Origin of the sequence: Leifsonia poae (assembly GCF_050632195.1) — a bacterium.
GTDB lineage: Bacteria > Actinomycetota > Actinomycetes > Actinomycetales > Microbacteriaceae > Leifsonia > Leifsonia poae_C.
Genome location: NZ_CP192580.1, coordinates 3465864 through 3483672, shown reverse-complemented (window position 1 = coordinate 3483672; position 17809 = coordinate 3465864). Strand labels below are relative to the sequence as shown.

The 17809-nt window shown below is 68.9% G+C and carries 21 protein-coding genes and 2 pseudogenes; 9 read left to right on the top strand and 14 right to left on the bottom strand.

Features of this window, described 5'->3' with window-relative positions; genetic code table 11:
- Positions 1–20: 20 nt before the first annotated feature.
- The 3 genes from ACQ86A_RS17535 to ACQ86A_RS17525 all read right to left on the bottom strand — a co-directional run bounded on the left by ACQ86A_RS17535 (position 21) and on the right by ACQ86A_RS17525 (position 1784).
- A complete protein-coding gene (locus ACQ86A_RS17535) occupies positions 21–644 on the bottom strand; it encodes a LysE family translocator (protein WP_431278209.1) in 624 nt (207 codons plus the stop codon).
- 97 nt (positions 645–741) lie between these two features.
- On the bottom strand, positions 742–1317 hold the full coding sequence (locus ACQ86A_RS17530; RefSeq protein WP_431278208.1) for a DoxX family protein: 576 nt from the start codon (positions 1315–1317) through the stop codon (positions 742–744).
- Between the two features lie 53 nt (positions 1318–1370).
- Positions 1371–1784, bottom strand: a complete 414-nt coding sequence (locus ACQ86A_RS17525; protein WP_431278207.1) for a hypothetical protein — start codon at positions 1782–1784, stop codon at positions 1371–1373.
- Positions 1785–1953: 169 nt separating this feature from the next.
- Between ACQ86A_RS17525 and ACQ86A_RS17520 the strand changes: the two genes are divergently transcribed.
- Entirely contained in the window at positions 1954–2316 is a 363-nt protein-coding gene (locus tag ACQ86A_RS17520) for a hypothetical protein (protein WP_431278206.1), read from the top strand.
- A gap of 141 nt (positions 2317–2457) precedes the next feature.
- On the top strand, positions 2458–2907 hold the full coding sequence (locus ACQ86A_RS17515; RefSeq protein WP_431278205.1) for a hypothetical protein: 450 nt from the start codon (positions 2458–2460) through the stop codon (positions 2905–2907).
- Positions 2908–2932: 25 nt separating this feature from the next.
- Here ACQ86A_RS17515 and ACQ86A_RS17510 read toward each other — a convergent pair whose 3' ends face one another.
- Together ACQ86A_RS17510 and ACQ86A_RS17505 are read right to left on the bottom strand one after the other, a co-directional pair.
- A complete protein-coding gene (locus tag ACQ86A_RS17510; protein WP_431278204.1) occupies positions 2933–3589 on the bottom strand; it encodes a response regulator transcription factor in 657 nt (218 codons plus the stop codon).
- Complete coding sequence (locus ACQ86A_RS17505) at positions 3586–5064, bottom strand: sensor histidine kinase (protein WP_431278203.1); 1479 nt, start codon at positions 5062–5064, stop codon at positions 3586–3588. Before ACQ86A_RS17505 ends, ACQ86A_RS17510 begins: the two co-directional genes overlap by 4 nt.
- A gap of 172 nt (positions 5065–5236) precedes the next feature.
- On the opposite strand from ACQ86A_RS17505, the gene ACQ86A_RS17500 reads away from it, so the two are divergent.
- The 3 genes from ACQ86A_RS17500 to ACQ86A_RS17490 are packed head-to-tail and all read left to right on the top strand — an operon-like array spanning position 5237 to position 6889.
- The gene (locus ACQ86A_RS17500; RefSeq protein WP_431278202.1) at positions 5237–5668 is read left to right on the top strand and encodes a hypothetical protein; all 432 of its coding nucleotides are present in this window, start codon (positions 5237–5239) and stop codon (positions 5666–5668) included.
- On the top strand, positions 5662–5877 hold the full coding sequence (locus ACQ86A_RS17495; RefSeq protein ID WP_431278201.1) for a helix-turn-helix transcriptional regulator: 216 nt from the start codon (positions 5662–5664) through the stop codon (positions 5875–5877). The genes ACQ86A_RS17500 and ACQ86A_RS17495 overlap by 7 nt, the downstream gene beginning before the upstream one ends.
- A 16-nt stretch (positions 5878–5893) precedes the next feature.
- Positions 5894–6889, top strand: a complete 996-nt coding sequence (locus ACQ86A_RS17490; RefSeq protein ID WP_431278200.1) for an NAD(P)-dependent alcohol dehydrogenase — start codon at positions 5894–5896, stop codon at positions 6887–6889.
- 88 nt (positions 6890–6977) lie between these two features.
- On the opposite strand, the gene ACQ86A_RS17485 is transcribed toward ACQ86A_RS17490, so the two are convergent.
- The 6 genes and pseudogenes from ACQ86A_RS17485 to ACQ86A_RS17460 form a co-directional block, all read right to left on the bottom strand.
- Positions 6978–7292 carry a CHY zinc finger protein gene (locus tag ACQ86A_RS17485; protein WP_431278199.1) on the bottom strand — a complete coding sequence of 105 codons (315 nt, stop codon included), beginning with the start codon at positions 7290–7292 and terminating at the stop codon, positions 6978–6980.
- Between the two features lie 5 nt (positions 7293–7297).
- Positions 7298–7894: an energy-coupling factor transporter transmembrane component T family protein gene (locus tag ACQ86A_RS17480; RefSeq protein ID WP_431278198.1), complete on the bottom strand. Its 597-nt coding sequence runs from the start codon at positions 7892–7894 to the stop codon at positions 7298–7300.
- A pseudogene (locus ACQ86A_RS17475) lies at positions 7888–8582 on the bottom strand (energy-coupling factor ABC transporter ATP-binding protein). Before ACQ86A_RS17475 ends, ACQ86A_RS17480 begins: the two are co-directional and overlap by 7 nt.
- The gene (locus ACQ86A_RS17470; protein ID WP_431278197.1) at positions 8579–9712 is read right to left on the bottom strand and encodes a thiolase family protein; all 1134 of its coding nucleotides are present in this window, start codon (positions 9710–9712) and stop codon (positions 8579–8581) included. Before ACQ86A_RS17470 ends, ACQ86A_RS17475 begins: the two are co-directional and overlap by 4 nt.
- Positions 9705–10901: an AMP-binding protein gene (locus ACQ86A_RS17465; protein WP_431278196.1), complete on the bottom strand. Its 1197-nt coding sequence runs from the start codon at positions 10899–10901 to the stop codon at positions 9705–9707. Before ACQ86A_RS17465 ends, ACQ86A_RS17470 begins: the two co-directional genes overlap by 8 nt.
- Positions 10898–11535 (bottom strand): annotated as a pseudogene (locus tag ACQ86A_RS17460) (biotin transporter BioY). Before ACQ86A_RS17460 ends, ACQ86A_RS17465 begins: the two are co-directional and overlap by 4 nt.
- Before the next feature lie 87 nt (positions 11536–11622).
- Here ACQ86A_RS17460 and ACQ86A_RS17455 point away from each other — a divergent pair.
- Both ACQ86A_RS17455 and ACQ86A_RS17450 read left to right on the top strand, forming a co-directional pair.
- Positions 11623–12240 (top strand): TetR/AcrR family transcriptional regulator C-terminal domain-containing protein, encoded by a 618-nt coding sequence (locus ACQ86A_RS17455; RefSeq protein WP_431278195.1) that lies wholly within the window; start codon positions 11623–11625, stop codon positions 12238–12240.
- Between the two features lie 19 nt (positions 12241–12259).
- Positions 12260–13060: a class I SAM-dependent methyltransferase gene (locus ACQ86A_RS17450; RefSeq protein ID WP_431278194.1), complete on the top strand. Its 801-nt coding sequence runs from the start codon at positions 12260–12262 to the stop codon at positions 13058–13060.
- Between the two features lie 6 nt (positions 13061–13066).
- Here ACQ86A_RS17450 and ACQ86A_RS17445 read toward each other — a convergent pair whose 3' ends face one another.
- Both ACQ86A_RS17445 and ACQ86A_RS17440 read right to left on the bottom strand, forming a co-directional pair.
- Positions 13067–13441: a DUF3566 domain-containing protein gene (locus tag ACQ86A_RS17445; RefSeq protein ID WP_431278193.1), complete on the bottom strand. Its 375-nt coding sequence runs from the start codon at positions 13439–13441 to the stop codon at positions 13067–13069.
- An 82-nt stretch (positions 13442–13523) separates the two neighbouring features.
- Entirely contained in the window at positions 13524–14561 is a 1038-nt protein-coding gene (locus tag ACQ86A_RS17440) for a hypothetical protein (RefSeq protein ID WP_431278192.1), read from the bottom strand.
- 96 nt (positions 14562–14657) lie between these two features.
- On the opposite strand from ACQ86A_RS17440, the gene ACQ86A_RS17435 reads away from it, so the two are divergent.
- The gene (locus ACQ86A_RS17435; RefSeq protein WP_431278191.1) at positions 14658–14951 is read left to right on the top strand and encodes a DUF2218 domain-containing protein; all 294 of its coding nucleotides are present in this window, start codon (positions 14658–14660) and stop codon (positions 14949–14951) included.
- Positions 14952–15205: 254 nt separating this feature from the next.
- On the opposite strand, the gene ACQ86A_RS17430 is transcribed toward ACQ86A_RS17435, so the two are convergent.
- Positions 15206–15841, bottom strand: coding sequence for a ScbR family autoregulator-binding transcription factor (locus ACQ86A_RS17430; protein ID WP_431278190.1), 636 nt, complete (start codon positions 15839–15841; stop codon positions 15206–15208).
- 189 nt (positions 15842–16030) lie between these two features.
- Between ACQ86A_RS17430 and poxB the strand changes: the two genes are divergently transcribed.
- Positions 16031–17764, top strand: a complete 1734-nt coding sequence (gene poxB / locus ACQ86A_RS17425; protein WP_431278189.1) for a ubiquinone-dependent pyruvate dehydrogenase — start codon at positions 16031–16033, stop codon at positions 17762–17764.
- The last annotated feature ends 45 nt before the right edge of the window (positions 17765–17809 follow it).

The following is a 17809-nucleotide window of genomic DNA, read 5'->3' as shown; positions in this document are numbered from 1 at the left end:
AGCGGATCCGCCAGCGACGGTTACTCGGAGCTCGTCGCCACGGTGAAGACGCCGAGCGCAGCGAGCACCCCGGCGGAGACGCGCTCGAGCGTCTTGGTCACCCGCGGGCGCCGCAACCAGATGACCGCGCGCGAGGCGAGCAGCGACACGATCGCGAGGTAGACGAGTGCCACGAGGGCGTCGATCGTGCCGAGCAGCATCGTGTTGCCGATGGATGCACTGTCCTGCGGAATGAACTGCGGCGCGACGGCGAGGAAGAACAGCCCGACCTTGGGATTGAGCAGAGTCGAGACGGCTCCGGCGAGGAGGCTCGAGTGCAGCCGTACACGCGGCGGCTCGACCTCGAGCTTGCCCGCGCCCTTGCGCGAAGCGAGGAACGCGCTCACGCCGAGATAGACGAGATACAGCCCGCCGACGATCTTGAGCACGCGATAGGCCTCGGCCGACTGTTCGAGCAGGGCCGCGAGGCCGAACGCGACGGCAGCGGCCCAGATCAGCGACCCGATGCCGGAGCCGACGGATGCGGCGACGCCCGCTCGCATCCGCACCAGGCTGTACCGCAGCACGAGGAACGTGTCCGGCCCCGGCGTGAGCGCGAGCAGCACGCACAGCCCGGCGAAGGCGAGGATGGAGGGCAACGTCATCGGCACAGAGTACCAGCGGCATCGAGCGGGCACCGACTCGCGGCAGATCGACCCTCCCGAGCATCCGGAAGGTCGATTTGCCGCGACTCGACGGGGGCTACTCGGGGTTGTCCGCGGCCGTCGCGGCCGAGGCGGGGTCGGTGTCGGCGGGCTCCGCGGCGGCGGGCCCTTGGGCCTCGGCGGCGCGGCGGCCGAACTCGACTGCGGCAATCGAGCCGGCGACGCCAGCGCCGACGGCGAAGAGGCCACCCAGGATGCCCCAGCGGTGCTTGCCGAAGGCGGCGTCGACGGATACGCGTCCCGGCCCCTCGATCGAGAGCCCGGTGACGACGGAGATCAGTACGGCGTTGAACTCGAACCCGCCGTTCGAGTTCCAGAGACCGTTCTTCCAGTGCACCTTGCGGATGGCCGTCACCATCGTGGCGATCAGCCCCGCGGCCGCGAGCGGCGTGGCGGCGCCTGCGGCGATGGCCGCGCCACCGAGCGTCTCGGTGAGGGCGACGGCGCGCGCCTGCAACGGCGCCGGTTGCATCCCCATGCTGGCGACCATCTTCTCCGTGCCCTCGAGCCCTGGGCCGCCGAATGCGCCACGGAGCTTCTGCAGCCCGTGCCCCACGAAGATTCCGCCGACCACGAGCCGGACGAGGAGTTTTCCCGTTCCCACAGTTGTCATGGTCGCGACGATACGCGCGAGGTCCGCAACCCGCGAGGGGAGTCACTCACCTTTCAGCAGGGTGCCGGTGCGGTCGGCGGACACGGACACGGGTCCGCGTTCGTCCGCGCGCGCTTCCTCCGCAGAACGCGACCTAGCGCCGACAGGATTCTCGAGCGACGCGGCTCGTCGTCCGTCACATCCGGCCGCCAGACTCGTACCGGGATGCGGCCCGGCGCGAGATCGTAGAGGTTGTTGCGTTGCGAGCCGTCCCAGTTGGCGAAGAGGTATCCGCCTCCGATGCCGGGCATCGCCTTGACGGGCGTGCGCACGTAGGAATCGGGGCCGGCGACGTACCGCGCCTCGCCCCGGGCGATCTGGGCGGAGGCCGTCGTCGCGTCGATGACGCCGCGGTCGGTGATGAGGGCAGCAATCGCGCCGAGGTGGTCCCTGACCACGATCTCGATTTTGTAGTCGGGCGTATTCATGTCTGATTTCGATGCTACGCAGGCTGATTCATCGAATCCAACAGGGTGTCCTTCTACCATTCATCGACGGGATGAATGAATGACCCGGGCAGCGATCGCCGGGGCTCAGGATACGCAATAAGAGCATTCTCATCCCCATCCGGTGTCCGGTGTTCCGCCGGAGGGGACAATGGAAGCGAGGGCGGATCCGCCCGGAACGGGGCGGGACATGGAGCAGCGCAAGCGGCCTTCGCGGTGGGCGTTCACGCTCGGCGCGGCGGCGATCGCGGTCGTGCTCGTGTCGGCCGGTGTCGTCTTCGCCGTCTCGACCACTCTTCCCGACCAACCGGGTGAATCCGTCGGCGTCAGCAGTGTGACCGTGGACAACGGACCGATCCCGACCGGCACCCCATCGTCTACCCCGACTCCGACGCCGACCGACACGGGAGCGGTCGTCGTTCCCGCTCCCACGCCGCTGCCGGCAGACGATCACGGCGGCGACAACGGCAACCGCGGCAAGGGCGGCGGCGGCGGTGGAGGCGACGACGGCTGAGTCTCGGGATGCGCGCATCCTGAAGGACGACGGCTAAGAGCACTCTCATTGCCAGCTTTCCTGCGTCTTAGAGTCGCCAACGAGTGTGGAGATGTGGCAGAAGCCACTCGCCGCCTCGCGGCGCAGACGAAGGGAAGATCGATGTTCGTTCTCAGCACCAAGCGTTCGAAGCTCATCGCCTCAGCCGTCGTGACGGCCGCCCTCATCGCCGGCGGCACCGGTTTCGCGGTCGCCGCGAACGCCGCCCAGGCGGACCAGAGCCGCCTTGTCGTCGACGACAACGGCGGTCAGCGCACGTCGAGTGACGATCCCACGTCGGGCAGGTCGTCGACTCCCACCCCGACCCCCTCGGTCTCCGACGATCCGCGGCCGACCCCGCCCGTGGTTGCGCCGACGGTCCCGGTCGCGCCTTCCCCGGCGGTCCCGTCGCCCGCTCCGAGCGTCGACGACAACCCGCATGCCGATGACAACCCGCACGTCGGCGACCGCGACCGTCGCGGTGAGGTCGAGCCCGGAGATGACCACGGCGGCGACAGCGGGCACAGTGGGAGTGGACGTGGCGGACACGACGACGGCCCGAACCACGGCTGATCGCATTTCGGAACGGGCTGCCGGCTCAGACGAGTCGGTAGCCCATTCCGCGCACCGTCTCGATGCGCTCGGCCCCGAATTTCTGGCGCAAGTAGCCCACGTACACATCGACGACGTTCGATCCCGGATCGAAGTCGAACCCCCACACTCGGCTCAGCAACTGCTCGCGGCTGAGCACTTGGCCCGGATGGCGGAAGAACTCCTCGGCGAGAGCGAATTCCCGCGCCGACAGGTCGACCTGGCGCCCGTTCGCGGTGGCCCGACGCGTGCGTGTATCCAGCTCCAGCCCCTCCACGTCGAGCACGGTCTCCACCACCTTCGAAGCATCGCTCAGCCGCAGCCGGATGCGCGCGAGCAGCTCGTCGAAGCGGAACGGCTTGGGCATGTAGTCGTTCGCGCCGCCCTCGAGACTCGTGAGCACATCCTCGGCCGACGACCTCGCGGTCAGGATGATCACCGGCAGTTTCGAGCCTGCGGCCCGTAGGCTCCGCATCACCTCGTGGCCGTCGAGCCCCGGAAGGCCGATGTCGAGCACGAGCAGGTCGTAGTCGCCCGTGGATGCGCTGCTCAGTGCATCCGGACCCGTGCGAACCACGGTCGCCTGCAACCCGGCCGCCTTGAGCCCCTTCTCGATGAAGGAGGAGATGCGGTCTTCGTCCTCGGCGATGAGGATGCCGGTCATGTCGTTCCTTTCGGTGCGGCGGTCGAGGGGGAGGCGGGGTTCGCGGTAGCGGAGGTGACGGGGAGAACGATCGTGAAGGTCGCGCCCTCGCCCGGACGCGAGTCGACGGTGACGTGCCCGCCGTGCGCGGCGGCCATGGTCGACACGATCGCGAGGCCGAGGCCCGATCCGCCGGGCCCACGGCCGCGGGTCGACGGGCCGCGCTGGAACCTTTCGAAGATCCGCTCCTGGGCGTCGAGCGGAATGCCGGGGCCGAAATCGCGCACCCAGAACCGGACGTGCTCGCCATCGAGCGCGCTGCCGAGCTCGATCCCGCCGCCCGCCGACTCCCCGTAGGCCACGGCGTTCGCCGCGAGCTGCAGCATCGCCTGCGTGATCCGGTCCGCGTCCAGATCCACGATGCCCTCGGCGCTCGCCGTCACCACCCACTCGCGGTCGGCCATGGCTGCGGCCTTCGCCCGGATGCGTTCGGTCAGCTCGGCGATGTCGACCGGCGCTGGGTGGATCGCACCCGCGCGCCCACTGTCGGCGAGCCTGGTGATGTCGCTGACCAGCCCGCTCATCCGGTCCAGCTCGTCGATCGCCAGGTCTCGGGATGCGGCCACATCCGCTGGGTCGGACACGTCGATCAACTCGAGGTGCCCGCGCACGATCGTGAGGGGCGTCTTCAGTTCGTGGCCGACGTCGTCGAGAAGCTGGCGCTGGCCGGTGAGTGCACCGTCGAGGCGGTCGAGCATCCCGTTGACCGTCGTCGTCAATTGGGAGATGTCGTCGTTGCCGGCCACGGGGATGCGCTCCGACAGGTCGGACGCCGTGATCCGGTTGGCCGCGTTCGTCAGCGATCGGATCGGTCTGAGCAGTCGTCCGGCGACGAACCAGCCCACGATGCCGACCACGACCAGCGCGATGGCGGCGATCACCGCGTACGTCGTGAATGCGTCGGTCAGCGGTCCGAGTTCGGCCTGCAGGTCAACGGCCGCGACGAAGACGCCGGCGCGCGCATCCGACGTCACCTGGACGGGCGTTGCGATGTAGCGCAGGGTGCGGCCGTCGGACGTCACCGTGCCGCGAACGACCTTCCCGTCGGCGGTCTCGGAGACGGCCCGTGTGACGAGCGCTGGGTTGCGGTCGAGGCGGAAGTCGACGCTGCCGCCTGGGGAGAGGGCGGGCGAGCCGTCGATGATCGCGAGGCTCGACTCATTCGCTCCCGGGCGCAGCTGCTGAATGATCGCGGACAGCACGCCGTCCAGCGCGGTCGCGCCGGAATCCGTAGCCACCGTTTTCGCGTCTGTGACCAGCGTTGTGAGGCGATCGTCAACGGTCGTCAGTACGCGCTCACGTTGCACGAGGTACGCAGTAGCGCCGGCCACGGCCATCCCGACACCCGCAGCTAGCAGCAGGGTGGCCAGGATGCGCACCCGCACCGAGACCCGCACGCGCTGGCGCGCAACTGGCTCGGATCGCGAGTCGGACATCTGCTCATTATCGACGGCATCCCGGCTCAGCGGGCGGGAGGCGGGGTGAGAAGTTCCTTATGGTGGCGCGCGGTCGAGACGTCGTTCAGCCGGATTGTGTGTAAATAATTCTTGACACGATGTCGCTTCTGTTTTACCTTGAGAATGTCAACAATGTTTTACAGGAGTGATGATGTCATACGAAGAGAAGAACGCCTGGGCGTTCCTGGTCATCTCGGTGGTGGGGTACACGGTCTACCTCGTGCTCGTGCTGTCCCAGGTGGGCGGCGCGACGACCCTGGCCCAGGCCGACTACGTTGCGCCGCTGCTGTGGACAGTCGGTGGCGCGATCGTCGCCGGAATCATCGCGGGCATCCTCGTCTCGATTGGATCGCCCCGGCCGCAAGACCGCACCGACCTGCGCGACAAGCAGATCAGGTGGTTCGGCGACCGAGTCGGCCAATCCTTCGTCGTCATCGGCGCGCTCGCCGCGTTGGTGCTCGCGATGTTCCAGACCGACTATTTCTGGATCGCCAACGCCGTCTACCTCGCGTTCGTGCTCTCGGCCGTCGTCGGCTCCGTCGCCCGGCTCACCGCCTACCGCAGGGGACTCCCCGAATGGTGAAGCCGACGCGGGTGACCAACAGCATCCGGTCGCTCAGATTCGCCGCCGGCGAGATGACGCAGGCCGACCTCGCCGACCGGATCGGCGTGACCCGTCAGACCGTGATCGCGATCGAGCAGGGGCGGTACTCGCCCTCCCTCGAGCTGGCGTTCCAGATCGCTCAGGTGTTCGGGGTTCCCCTCGACTCCGTCTTCCAGTACCCCGACTGATTCGAAAGGTTCCACCATGTCCGCGACGACTTCCACCACGACGATGCGCGCCATCCGGCAGCACCGCTACGGCTCGTACGACGTTCTCGAGCAGGCCGAGTTGAGCATCCCGAAGCCTGCGCCGAACGAGGTGCTCATTCGGGTGCGAGCGGCGGGAGTGGACGCGGGCACCTGGCATCTGCTCACTGGCCGCCCCCTTCTCATGCGGCTGATGGGGTTCGGGATGCGTGGCCCGAAGCAGCCCGTGCGCGGGCTCGCATACGCCGGCCGGGTCGAATCGGTCGGTGGCGAGGTCACGACGTTCCAGCCCGGTGACGACGTGTTCGGCAGCGCCGAGGCGAGCTTTGCCGAGTACCTCGTGGCAGCGGAGCCCGAGGTCGTCCGGATGCCCGCCGAGCTCGGTTACGAGAAGGCCGCCGCGCTGCCCATCTCAGGCGTCACTGCTTTGCAGGCTGTTCGCGCCGCGGGAGTGCAGGCGGGTCAGCGCGTGCTCGTGATTGGAGCGGCGGGCGGCGTCGGCAGCTACGCGGTGCAGCTCGCGGTCGGGCTCGGCGCATCCGTCACGGGTGTGTGCAGTGGCGCCAAGGCAGGCCTCGTTCGCGAGCTCGGCGCGGCCGCTGTGATCGACTACACGGTCGAGGATGTGACGACCGGCACCGAACGCTGGGATGCGATCATCGACACCGCGGGAAACCGACGGCTCTCGCGCTTGCGTCGCATCCTGACGCCGGAGGGCAGGCTCGTGCTCGTCGGCGGCGAATCGGGCGGGTCGCTGCTCGGCGGGATGGGGCGGGTCGTGCTCGCGGGCATCCTGAACCCGTTCACCAAGCAGGCTCTGCTCGGGCTGATCTCGAAGGAGAACGCCGCCGACCTGGCGGAGCTGGGGCGGCTCGTCGAGGCGGGCAGCCTCGACCCCGCGATCGACACGGTGTACCCGCTTGCGCAGGCGGCTGACGCGATCCGGCACCTTGCGGAGGGCCGCGCCCGTGGCAAGGTCGTGCTCGCGTTCTGACTCCGCCTGCCGTCGAGTGGCGGCATATCGACCTTCCCGGGCGGTGGGAAGGTCGATTTTCCGCGACTCGCGGCGCGGCGCGGCGGCGTCAGGACGTCTGGAAGTAGAGCGGGGTGTGGAGTTTGCAGCCGGGATTGAAGGCGGCGCCGCAGGTCGGGCATCCGGAGACCTGCAGATAGTCGGCGATCGTGAGCTCCGTGGAACAGACGCCGCAGATGACCGCGAGCCGGTCGCGCTGGTTGAGCGGCCACTGCTCGGCGGGGTGGTCGGCATCTTCCTGGTGGCAGAGGTGGCAGGGGTAGTAACGGCCGCAGCAGGCGAATTTGATCGCGATGACGTCTTCCGCGGTGCCGTAGTGCACGCAACGGGTCTGCTCGTCGATCGTCTGGCCGTGGATGCGCATCCCGGTCACCCTACGCCTCTTGCTGTGAGGGCGTCTCCGAGGTCGTCCGCGTGCTTGAGCGACACGACGAGGAACGGGATCACGAACCCCTTGAGGCTGCCGCGCACACCTCTGGCACGCTGGGCTTCGCGCACCCCGGCGGCGAGCCGAGCCAGCACCGGGATCGTGTTCACCGCGACCGCGAGCACCAGAGCGACCCGCGCTGGGTCGAGCCCGAACCGGGCGAACGGATGCAGTCCACGCTCGAAAGCGTCGAGCAGGTCCGACACCCGGGTCGTCAGCACGAGCAGCGAGGCGAGCAGCACGGCGCAGACCACGCGGGACGTGTTGGCGATAGCGGACTCGGCGTCGAGGAACAGCAGCTGCCCGGCCAGCGTGATCACGATCACCCAGCGAACGGCCACGGTCTGGCGACCGAGTTCGCGCCAGCCGAGGCCCGCGACGAGGAACCCGAGCACAGCGATCACCGCGGCGACTCCGGCCGCCCAGAACGTCGACGGTAGGAACGAGACCGCTAGCACGATGACGAGCAGACCGGCGGCTTTCGGGCCCGCGGGTGCGCGGTGCAGCCATCCTGAACCCGGTCGATAGAGCGTCAGCATCGCAGACTCTCCTCGTAGCGATCGACCACGTCGCCCGGGTTGCCGAGGTCGACCAGCCGCCCGTCCTCGAAACGCACCGCGACATCGCAGCGCGCGGCCAGGCGCAGGTCGTGGGTGACGAGCACGAGCTGGTGCCCCGGCTCCTCGGCAGACTCGAGCAGGTGATCGGCGATCAGGATGCTGTTGCGCGCATCCAGATACGCCGTCGGCTCATCCGCGATCACGAGCGATGGCCGACGGATGAGGGCTGCGCAGAGCGCGAGCAACTGCTTCTGCCCCCGGAGAGATCGTGCGCAGCGCGGTCGGCGAGGTCGCTGAGCCCGAATCGCGCCAGCGCGGTGGCCACCCGGTCGGCGACTTCGGCGCGGGGGAGGCGCTCGCCGCGGAGCGAGAAGGCCGCGTCTTCCGCGACGGTCGGCATGATGATCTGGGCGTCGGGATTGCTGAAGACGAACGACGTGCGGCGGCGCAACGCTGTCGCCTCGCGGGCGGGGTCAAGGCCGTGCACTCGGAGCGTTCCTGCCGTCGGAGCGATCAGGCCGCCGAGGAGCCGGGCGAAGGTCGACTTGCCCGAACCGTTCGCGCCGACCACGGCGATCCGGGGCTGATCGAGTGAGACGGTGACGGACTCGAGGGCGATGCGCTCATCCAGTCGCACCGTGACGTCGCGGAGTGACAGGTCGGTCATCGCTGCACCTCGAAGACGGCGGCGACGCCCATTCCGCCCCCGATGGAGGCGGCAGCGACGCCGAGTGTTCCGGCGGGCGCGCCCCCACGGACAAGCCGCGAGAACAGCCGGACGACACTCACGGCGCCGCTGGCACCCCAGGGGTGTCCGAGTGCCAGGGCCCCGCCGTCGGTGCAGACGCGCGGGTCGTCGTCGGCCAGCCCGAGCGTGCCGAGCACGGCGAGCAGCTGCGCGGCGAACGCTTCAACGATCTCGAAGGCGGCGACCTCGGCGAGCGATACCCCGGCGCGGTCGAGCGCAGCGGTGATGGCGAACGCGGCACCGAGACCCGGGAGTGCGGGATCGCAGCCCACGGTCGCCTGGGAGCGGAGAGCGAGTCCGGGTGCGTCGCAGGCGAGGCCGCTCGGTGCGAGGAGCACGGCCGCCGCTCCGTCGCTGACGCGGCAAGAGTTGCCGCCCGTGAGCGTCCCGCTCTCGAAGAGAGTGGGGAAGCGGATGAGGGTGCGGTCGTCGACCGAACCGATGGCATCGTCGCGGGTGAGCCCCGCGAGCGGGACGAGCTCGGCGGCGAAGCGGCTGTCTTGCACCGCGTCGGTGGCGCGGCGGTGGCTCAGCGCGGCGTATTCATCCTGTCGCTCGCGGGAGATGCCGGTCGCGGCCGCGAGGTCCTCCGCGGCTCGGGGCATGCCGGGGTCGGGAAATCCGTGGGGTGCGAAGGGCGCGCGGTCGTACGGAACGCCGTCGATCGAGCGGACGGGCGCGGTCGAGGCGCTCTCCACCCCGCCTGCGAGGCGCACGCGCTCGTCGCCCGCACGGATGGCGTCCGCCGCCACGAGGACCGCGGACAGCCCGCTCCCACACTGCCGGTCGATCGTGAGACCGGGAACGGTCGCGTCGAGACCAGCGGCCAATGCGGAGACCCGGGCCGGGTTGCCGCCGGGGCCCATGCAGTTGCCGAGCACGACGTCGCCGAGGTCGAAGGCGGTGGCCCCGAGCGCCTCCGCGCCATCCCGGATGCTCGCCTGCAGCACCGGCGCCGCCAACTGATCGACAGTGAGCGCGCCAAGGCCCCGACCGCGTGTGCCGATGGGGGTCCGCCGTGCCGCCACCACAAGGGGAACGCTAGCCAAGCCGCGCCACCTCCCCGGCCAGAACGCTTCGCACGATCTCCGCACGCGCCGGCTTCCCTGTCACCGTCCGCGGAAGCTCCGCGACCGTGAACCACCGCCGCGGAACATACGCCGACGCCAGGCCCGTCGTGACGAGATCGCGCAGAACGGCCGCCGCGGGCAGCGGGTGTGCACCGTCCGGTTCCAGTACGGCTGACACGAGTGCCCCGACTCCGGGCGCAGGAAAGCCAAAGACGACCGCATCCCCGACCCCGTCGATCCGGCGCAGCGCGGCCTCCACCTCCGCGGGAATCACGGTGGCCGCCGCGGTGAGGATCGCGTCATCGCTGCGCCCGCGCAGGGTCAGCCGACCGTTGACGAGGTCGGCGCGATCGCCGACCGTCGCCCATCCAGTGTCGTCGCTGCGGAGGGCGCCGCGCGCGGAAAGCGCGCGCGACGCGAAGTAGGGCGAGGAGGCCCAAAGCTCTCCGTCACGCAGGGCGAGATCGACCCTGGGGAATGCGCGAAGACCATCGCCCGCATCCACCGCAACGAACGATAGCTCGGCGGCGCCGTAATAGGCCACGACGCGAATCCCGAGCGACTCGGCCCGCTCCCGGAGCGCCGAATCGAGGTCGGCCCCGCCGACGAGCGCGACCCGGAGGCGCGGGCCCCCGCCCGCCTCGACGACCGCACGCAGCGAGGTCGGTGTGCCATGGAAGACCGTCGACTCCGCGAGGTCGGCCGCGGTCACGGTGTGTCCGAGCGGAACGACGAGCGAGACCCCCGCGGCGAACGCGTGTGCGACGGAGAAAAGGCTCAGCGAGGATGCGGCGGGCGACGGCAGATAGATCGCATCCGCATCCGTCAGCTCGAGCAGATCAGCGATAGCGCCGAAGGACGCCGCCCACGACTCGGCGGTACGCAACAGGATGCGCGGAGTGCCGGTGCTGCCCGACGTGAGAGTCGCCCAGGCCTGCTCGGGGTGTGTGCCGGCTTCGTCGGCCAGTCGGCGCACACTCTCGCAATACTCGGCACTCCACCGGTCGTCGCCGACCAGGGGGATGCCGCCGCGGGAACGGATGCTCAACGCGGCGACGATCCGTTCGACCGGGTCGCCGTCGAGTACGGGCACGATCCGTCCGGGTTCGACGGGCGTCTCGTATCCCGCCACCGCTGCGACGAGTTCCGGATGCGCGAGCAGCGTCACAGAACCCGGCTGCCTGTCTCGCGGTCGGTCGCCGTCGAGGCCGCGTCGGACGTGCTCTGCGCGACGGGCACCCTCGTGGGGAGCCGGAACGCCCGCGGGTACGCGCGCACGAGTGTCATGGTGATCACCGTGGCGATCGCGGCCTTGATGAGGTCGCCGGGCAGGAACACCGTGCTCTGCAGGGCGGTCTCGGCGAGGGAAGTCGTGTGACGAACGCCTGCACAGGGATCCCGAACGCGTAGACGACGAGGATGCCGCCCACCACGACGCCCACCGCCGTGCGCAGCCAGCTCGGCTTGCGCCCGCCGGCGTGCACGATCGCGCCGATCACGAAAGCGCCGAAGATCCACCCGATGAGGTAGCCGGCCGACGGACCGACGAACACCGCGATCCCGCCGCGACCGCCAGAGAGCAGGGGCAGGCCGACGGCGACAAGCGCCAGCAGAACGACCATCGAGAGGGCGCCGCGCCAAGGACCGAGCACGGCCCCAGCCAGCATCACGCCGAGCGTCTGAGCTGTGATGGGAACCGCACCGAAGACGGAGAATCCGCCCGGAAGGCCGAGCACGGCGACGACGGCGGCGAACACGGCGATCCGGGCGATGTCGGTGGTGTCGAGGCGAAGGCGCGTCATGAGGTCCTGGTTCCTAGCGTCGGATGGGGCTTGAACGGCGTTCACCTGAACACCGTTCACCTGAACTGCGTTCACTATACTTGCGCCATGGCCGGAACCGAAAGCGCGAACCCCCGATACGTGCGGCACTCGCGCGACGACGTCGCCGAGGCGGCCCTCCGCATCCTCGACGAGCTCGGACTTCCCGACCTCACGATGCGACGGCTGGGCGCGGCGCTCGACGTTCAGCCGAGCGCCCTCTACTGGCACTTCCCGAACAAGCAGACGCTGCTCGCCGAACTCGCCGACCGGATCGTCGCGCAGCACGCTCCGGCCGTGCATCCTGACGCCGACTGGGTCGAGCGCACCCGTGCCGAAGCGGCGGGGCTCCGGGATGCGCTACTCGCCTACCGTGACGGAGCCGAGGTGGTCTCGAGCACCTTCGCACTCGGCTTGGGCGCATCCGCACCCCTGACCCGTCTGACCGCGGCGATCGAGGCGGGCGGCTTCGACGAAGAGACCGCGCATCGTGCCGCGACCGCCCTGCTGCACTTCATCCTCGGGCACGTCTCGCACGAGCAGCAGCGGCTGCAGTACGACAGCCTCGGCGTTCTGGCCGACGGGGCGACTCCGGATGCGCTCGACGGCTCCGAGAACCAGGCCGACGCCTTCGCGTTCGGTGTCACCCTGCTCGTCACCGGCCTCCAGCGACTCCCCGTCGCCTGACTGTCGTCGCCTGACCATCGTGACCGGGAGCCGTCGGCACACCTTCGACCGGGATGCGGAACGATACGCCGTCACCCGCCCCACCTACCCGCCCGCTCTCTTCGACGCGGTCGCGGAGTACGGCGACCTCGGGACGGATGCGCGCGTGCTCGAGGTCGGCCCGGGCACCGGTCAGGCCACCCGCTCATTGGCCGAGCGGGGATGGACCGTCACCGCGGTGGAGCTCGGTGCGAGCCTGGCGGCCGTCGCGAAGAGAAATCTCGAGGCCTTTCCGCAGATCGACATCGTGGTCGACGACTTCGATCGCTGGCAGCCGACGGATGCGCGGTTCGACCTCTTTTTCTGCGCCACTGCCTTCCACTGGCTCGACCCTTCGACCAGGGTCGCGAGGGCAGCAGGGACGGTCCGGGAGGGCGGCAGCGTAGGGATCGTGTGGACACACCACGTGACGGGAGGCACCGAGGGCTTCTTCGCGGCCACGCGGGAGTGCTACGAACGCTTCGATCCTGACACCCCGAAGGATCAGGAGCTTCCGGCAGAGGATGCGTTGGAGCCCGCCACTGCGGAACTGCTCAATTCCCCGTTGCTGACAGACGTTGAGGACCACCGGTTCCCGGTCGAGATCGAGTACGCCACCGCCGACTATCTCGCTCTGCTGCAGACGTACTCGAACATCCTGAGCCTGTCGGCCGATCAGCGCGCGAACTTGCTCGACTGCATCGGGCACGTCATCGACGAGCAGTTCAGCGGGCGGGTGACCAAGCGCTACCTCTTCGAGCTCGTGCTCGCGCGACGTACCGAAGCCACCGCAGCGAACTGAGCCGCCTCAGTCGTTGCCGAAGCCGACCTTCGCGCCTCCGGTCACCCGCACGGCGAGGTTGAACAGGGCGGCGAAGACCGCGCCGAGCGCCGTCACGATGATCAGCTCGAGCAGCGAGACCACGCCCGTGAACGCCATCACACTGTTGAAGGTCATGCCGTCGAGCAGCGAGGAGCCTTGCGCGCCCGCGATGTCGGTGAGAAGGCTGCGTGCCGTGTCGAGCAGGCCCGTGCTCGCGAGCAGGCTCCATGCGAAGAATGTGACCACCATTGTCACGGCCGCCAGCGCGAGCGCGACGAGAAAGGCGAGCTTCACGCTCGACCAGGCGTCGATGAAGACGAGTCGAAGCGTCACCCGCTTCTTCTTGCGATTGGTACTCACTGCTGCCCCGCATCCGTCACCGTGGTTCTGGTCGGTGATCCCCGCAGTCAGTGTACCGGCGGGGCCGTCCAGAACCTGAGCGTCAACGCGCCACGACCATGCTGAACAGCCACCAGCCTGCGAGGATCACGGCGATCGCGATGCCCAGGAGCGGGAACGAGTGCCGCAGGCGCCTTCCCTGCGGGGCGATCGATTGCCCAGGGACGGCACCGGCGTGGTCGTCGCTGTATCGCCCGGCTCGGTCGGTGCTCTTGGCGCCGACGGTAGCCAGGATGCGGAACAGCCGGCGCACGACAGAGGCGTCCGTCATGCGGAAGGGCGCGGAGGAGTAGACGAACATCCAGTCGTCGACCACTTCCACGTCGAAGGCCTGCGCCTCGTCGATGAAGAGGGCCATCAGATCCGGAGTCAGAAAATACAGTGCGTCGCGCTGGTACTTGGCGGGGCAGTACAGCGTGAAGTAGCGGTCGAAGTCGCCCTCGAGCGAGAGGCGCTGGGAGCGGGCGAAGACGTCGGGCAGGTTGGTGGCGCCGAAGAGGCCGTTGTTGCTCTTGGCGTCGAGCAGAAGGTGCGGCATCGGCCGGTCGAGCTGCACGGCGAGGTAGCCCCACCGATGCACCTGGCGCGATTTGCCCGATCCGGTCGTGTACTCGTAGTTGCCGACGTCGAAGTAACGGCCCGCCGTCGCGGTGAGACGGTCCAGGATGCGCCGGGCCGAGCCCTCGTGGAAGATCGCTCCTGCGTATCCGGGCGCGTCTGCGACAGGGCTGTATGCGAGACCGTTGGCGCGGGCGAACTGGGCGAGACGCATCCAGCCGCCCCACTTCGTTCGGCGCGCGAAAACCGCGAACGTCACGGCCACGGCGACGATTGCCACCGCTATCGCCAGGAAGATCGCGCCCGAGAGGGAAGGGGCCGAGACGACCGAGAAGATCGCCGGGCCGAACACGAAGACAGCCAGCAGGGTGCCGAGCACGCTCCACACGATGATCGTCGTGGAGGTTCCGCCCCACCGAGCGCCGCTGGCACGCACCTCGCGGCGGAACGCTGCGACGTCGGCGGGGGTGATCGGCCTCGTGAGGGCGGTGAAGTCGGCGGTCGCCGGGAAGGTCTCGGGCACGAGCCCACCCTAGCGACGCGGTGCGAGTCGACCGCAGGGCGATGTCGACGGATGTGCTCTATCGACGCCGTGCCGCCGGTGGGTATGGTGGGGCGCGTGACCGAATACGCTCTCTCCTCCCGCGCCGAAGTGCACACCGACCGCCCGGAACGCTGGGCCAAGCAGCTCGTCTCGCACCTCAGCACCAAGCTGACGACGCGCGAGGTCCCCAACGGCCACGCGCTCGAGATCGGCGACGCCGAGGGACGCGTCCTGGTGGAACCGGGTCGGCTCGTGCTGACCGCTGTCGCGGACGACGAGGAGACCCTCGAGCGCGTCGAGAACGTTCTCGCGAGCCACCTCGAGCGCTTCGGCGCCGCTGAGGGCATCAAGGTCGACTGGGAGCGCTGACCCGCTCCTCCCGCCGCCGCCCGATCAACGAGGGGTCGCAACACGCCGTCGAGCACCGCGTGCTCACGGCGTGTTGCGACCCCTGGTTGTGAAACCTCGTTGTGAAACCACGAAACATACCGTGCGTCCGGTTGCGTGTATTATTCAGGGGTGGGGCGCCGACGCTGCCCGACCGTCGCAGATTGGGGGTGTGACGGTCCCCGTCGGCGCCTTTGCCGGTTCCTGGGGTCCGCGCAGCCCGCGCGCGCCAGGGATCAGTCAGCAGTGATGAGGTCGGGCAGGTCCTTGAGCGATTCGTAGCGGTCGGCCGGCACGAGCCCCGGCAACAGAATCGCCCACATCTGCCGCACGCGCTCTCGCAGATCTTCACGGCCGGTCAGGGTCTCCGACACCAGCTGCACACCGGTGAACGACGGGATGATGAAGTGGGCGAGGATGGCCGGGTCGACCGTCGGCTCGAACTCGCCCTCCTCGACAGCCCGCCGTGCAAGGCCCTCGATGGTGGCCAGCCAGTCCTCGTAAGGGTCGACGACCGGTCGCTCGAAGTTCGATACCTCGGTGGTGAGCCGGATGCCCGCCTGCACGATGGGATCGCTGACGAGCTGCGCCGCAAGCCCCGCCGACAGCCGGATCATCGTCTCAACCGGCGGATACCCCTGCTCCATGATGGCGCCGCCTGCGATCATCGCGATCTCGTGCTGCCGTTCGATGACCGCGTGAGCCAGCTCATCCTTCGACGGGAAGTGGAAGTACAAGGCGCCCTTGGTGACGGATGCGGCGGCGGCGATCTCCGCGATCGACGCGGCACCGTATCCCTGCCGCTCGAACACGGTTGCCGCACCGGCGATGATGGCGTCTCGGGTGAGCTGGGCGCGAGCCTGCTTGACCATGCGGGCGACTCCTGAGGTCGGGTCTGAGGTGACCTCGTTCCCGGCTCCCCCGGACCGGAAACGGCTACCATCCACCGTAACGGTAGACAGCTAGGTCTCAGCAGGGAGGCCGCGCCGACCCGAGGTATCGGGGCAGGGACCGCAAGCGTATGGTCGTAAAAGTTCGACCCATCGCTAGGAGGCCCCGCCATGCCGACCGTCGCCGACACCATCGTGGAGATCATCAAGGACGCGGGGGTGAAACGGGTCTACGGACTTCCCGGCGACTCCCTCAACGGGTTCACGGATGCGTTGCGCCGGGCAGCCGCCGTCGCCTGGCAGCACGTGCGCCACGAGGAGGCGGCGGCGTTCGCAGCCGGCGCGGAGGCCGCGCTCACGGGCGAGCTCGCCGTGTGCGCCGGAAGCTGCGGCCCGGGCAACCTGCACTTCATCAACGGACTTTTCGACGCGAACCGCAGCCGGGTTCCGGTGCTCGCGATCGCTGCGCACATCCCCGAGGCCGAGATCGGCAGCCACTACTTCCAGGAGACGCACCCGCAGGAGCTCTTCCGCGAGTGCAGCGTGTATTGCGAGCTGGTCAGCATCCCGGAGCAGCTTCCCCGCGTGCTCGAGATCGCGATGCGCACGGCGATCGAGCGGCGCGGGGTCGCCGTGGTGGTCATCCCGGGCGAGGTCTTTTTGAAGGACGCGATCAGCCGCCGCAAGTCGGCGCCGATCACATACTCGCCGCGCGTCACGCGCCCGGCGGACACCGAGCTGCAGGCGGCGGCCGATCTCCTCAACTCGGCGCGCAAGGTCACGATCCTCGGCGGTGCCGGCGCCGAGGGCGCGCACGAGCAGTTGGTCGCGATCGCAGACAAGCTGAAGGCGCCCGTCGTCCACGCGCTACGCGGCAAGGAGTTCATCGAGTACGACAACCCCTTTGACGTCGGGATGACCGGACTGCTCGGGTTCTCATCCGGATACCGCGCCATGGAGAGCTGCGACGTGCTGCTCATGCTGGGCACCGATTTTCCGTACCAGCAGTTCTATCCGTCGAAGGCGAAGATCATCCAGGTCGACATCCGCGGCGAGCAGCTCGGACACCGCACTCCTGTCGACCTGGGGCTGGTCGGCAGCGTTCGGGACACGGTGGATGCGCTCCTCCCGCTGCTGAAGGACCGCACCGAGACGAAGCACCTGGACGCGTCGACGGCGCACTACGCGAAGGCGCGCAAGAGCCTCGACGACCTCGCGGTGAACGACCGCAACCGCATGCCCATCCACCCCCAATACGTCGCGCGCCAGATCAGCGAGCTGGCCACCGACGATGCAGTGTTCATTCCGGATGTCGGATCGCCCGTCGTGTGGGCATCCCGCTACCTGCAGATGAACGGCTCGCGTCGCCTGATCGGGTCGTTCTCGCACGGCTCGATGGCGAACGCAGTGCCGCAGGCAATCGGCGCCCAATCCGCTTTTCCGGGTCGGCAGGTGGTGGCGCTCGCCGGGGACGGCGGCCTCGCGATGTTGATGGGGGAGCTGCTCACGCTGCGGCAGAACAAGCTCCCGGTGAAGATCGTGGTGTTCAACAACTCGTCGCTGAACTTCGTCGAGGTCGAGATGAAGGCCGCCGGCTTCGTGAACTTCGGAACGGGACTCGACAACCCGAACTTCGCCGACGTCGCCAATGCGATGGGGATCCACGGCCAGCGGGTCGAGCAGCCCGACGATCTAGAGGGGGCGCTGCGGGCGGCATTCGAACACGACGGACCTGCGCTCGTGGACGTGGTGGTGGCGCGGCAGGAGCTGTCGATTCCGCCGGCGATCACGGCCGAGCAGGTGAAGGGTTTCACGCTCTACGCGCTGCGGACGATCATGTCGGGGCGCGGCGACGAGCTGATAGACCTCGCAGACACCAACGTGTTCCGGAGGCTCTTCGACTGAGAGCCCGCTGACGATTCCTGGGGAAACCCCGTTTCAGCCAGTTCT